The sequence below is a fragment of the Leisingera sp. genome (genome assembly GCF_034669605.1).
GTDB lineage: Bacteria > Pseudomonadota > Alphaproteobacteria > Rhodobacterales > Rhodobacteraceae > Leisingera.
The window spans coordinates 1-2,660 of record NZ_JAXMOX010000343.1 but is presented as its reverse complement, the minus strand read 5'-3'; the positions used below and the strand labels follow the sequence as shown (position 1 = coordinate 2,660).

The 2,660-nt window shown below is 66.0% G+C and carries 1 pseudogene; it reads left to right on the top strand.

The annotated features are described in order from the left end of the window. Positions 1 to 111 precede the first annotated feature (111 nt). Positions 112 to 2,660: pseudogene (locus tag VOI29_RS23935) on the top strand (baseplate multidomain protein megatron); the annotation flags it as partial.

The window sequence follows — 2,660 nt, the reverse complement described above, 5'->3', positions numbered from 1 at the left end:
TATCAACAACTCCGCCAACTAAGCCGTCATCGCCAAGAACCGTATCAACAACTCCATCAACTAAGCCGTCGTCGCCAAGAACTGTATCGACAACTTCGCCAACTAAGCCGTAGCATGGACCAGCTGCCGGATCCGGTGATGGAAGCGGTTGAAGGCGCAGGCCGGGTGCCGGCCTACCGTGGCACCGCCTATGTGGTGATGGAAAACCTCGACCTTGCGCGCTTTGGCAACCGGGTGCCGCAGTTCTCCTTCGATGTGCTGCGGCCCGAACAGCCCGCCAGCAGCACCCATGCGCAGGATCTGGGCCGCCTGGTGCAGGGGGTGGCGCTGATGCCGGGCACCGGTGAATATGCGCTGGCGGCGGATCCGGTGTTTTACGGCGGCGGGCCGGGATCGTCGAAACCGGCGAACCAGCATACGCCCTCGGGGCTGAGCGACCTCAAGACCTCGCTGAACGCGCTGGAGGCCGAGCTGCCATCCTGCGGTGCCGCCTCGCTGATTGTGTCCTGGTTCGGCGATGATCTGCGCTGCGGCGCCTGCAGGCTGAAACCGAAGGTGGAGCATAAGACCGCCGAGGGAGATATGCCGTGGACAGTCAGCGGGCTTGACCGGAACACCGCAGATGAAGTGCTGAAGCAGGACGGCGCCCCGCTTTACGGCGGCACGCCGGCGGATGCTTCGGTGGTGCAGTCGATCCGCGAGATGCAGGCGCGCGGCCTCAGGGTGATGTTTTATCCTTTCATCCTGATGGATCAGGCAGAGGGCAACGCCTTGCCCGATCCCTGGACCGGCGGCGCCAGCCAGCCGCATCTGCCCTGGCGCGGGCGGATCACCCTGTCAGCGGCGCCGGGCCGGCCCGGCTCCCCTGATGGCACCGCGGCTGCGGATGCCGAGGTCGCGGATTTCTTTGGCAGCGTCACCGCGGCGGATTTTGCAGTGGGCGACGGCAGCGTTGCCTATACCGGACCGGATGAATGGAGCCTCAGCCGGTTTATTCTGCACAATGCGGCGCTTTCTGCGGCGGCGGGCGGGGTGGAGGCCTTTTGCATCAGCTCGGAGATGCGGGCACTGACCCAGATCCGCGGCGCCAGCGGCTTTCCGGCGGTGGCCGCCTTGCGGGCGCTGGCGGCGGAAGCGCGCAACCTGCTGGGGGCGGAAACCAAGATCGGCTATGCCGCCGACTGGTCGGAGTACTGGGGCTATCAATCGCCCGAAGGCGACCGGTATTTTCATCTGGATCCGCTGTGGGCGGACGCCAATACCGATTTCATCGGCATCGACAATTACATGCCGCTTAGCGACTGGCGCGAGGGGGAGGACCATCTGGACGCGCAATCCGGCGTGCCGGCGGTCTATGACCGCGGCTACCTGCGCAGCAATGTGGCGGGCGGCGAGGGGTTTGACTGGTATTACCACTCAGCCGAAGCGCGCGGCGCGCAAATCCGGACAGAGATCACCGACGGCGCCCATCAGGAACCCTGGATCTGGCGCTACAAGGATATCCGCAGCTGGTGGACCAACACGCATCACGAGCGGATCGGCGGGGTGCGGCAGGCCGCGCCCACGCCCTGGGTGCCGCAGTCAAAGCCGGTCTGGTTCACTGAACTGGGATGCGCCGCCATCGACAAGGGCAGCAACCAGCCGAACAAGTTTCTGGACCCGAAAAGCTCGGAATCAAAACTGCCGCGCCATTCCAACGGGTTGCGGGACGATTTGATGCAAATCGCCTATCTGCGCGCCGTTCTCGGCTATTGGGGGGAGGCCGCCAATAACCCGCTGTCGGAGGAATACGAGGGACGGATGCTGGATATGGCCAACGCCTATGTCTGGGCCTGGGACGCGCGGCCGTTTCCGGCCTTTCCGAGCCGGTTGGAGATCTGGAACGACGGTGAAAACTACCTGCGCGGCCATTGGCTGAACGGGCGCGCCGGGCAGCGCACGCTGGCTTCGGTGGTGGAGGAGGTCTGCCACCGCGCCGGCCTCTATGACATTGATGTGTCGCAGCTCTATGGCGTGGTGCACGGGCTTGTGAACCCGGATGTAAGCGATGCCCGCGCGGTGCTGCAGCCCCTGATGCTGCGGCACGGGTTTGATGCGGTGGAGCGCGACGGGCTGCTGATGTTCCGGATGCGCAAGGGCAGCGGGGCCGAGTTTTTGGCGCTGGAGCATCTGGCCGAAAGCGATGAGCTGGATGGCACCACTGAGCTGAGCCGGGCCGGCGCGGCCGAGCTGGCAGGCCGGGTGCGGCTGCGGTTCACCGAATGGGGCGGCGATCATGCGGCGGGCTCGGTTGAGGCGGTGCTGCCGGATGAGGCCACCCATTCTGTCAGCCAGAACGAGCTGCCGCTGGCGCTGACCCGCGCCGAGGCACGGCAGGTGGTCAGCCGCTGGCTGGCCGAGGCGCGGATTTCGCGCGACATGGCGCGGTTTGCGCTGCCGCCCTCGATGCTGCATCTGGGGGCCGGGGATGTGGTCTCCTTGCCGTTGCAGGGCGGCGAGCAGCTGTACCGGATTGACCGGGTGGAGCAGGCCGAGGCGCAGATGGTGGAGGCGGTGCGGATTGAGCCCGGCGTCTATGACCTGGCCGCGGTGGCGGAGGAGCTGCCGGGGGTCAATGCCTTTGCAGCCCCCGGGCCGGTGCTGCCCTTGTTCTTGGATCT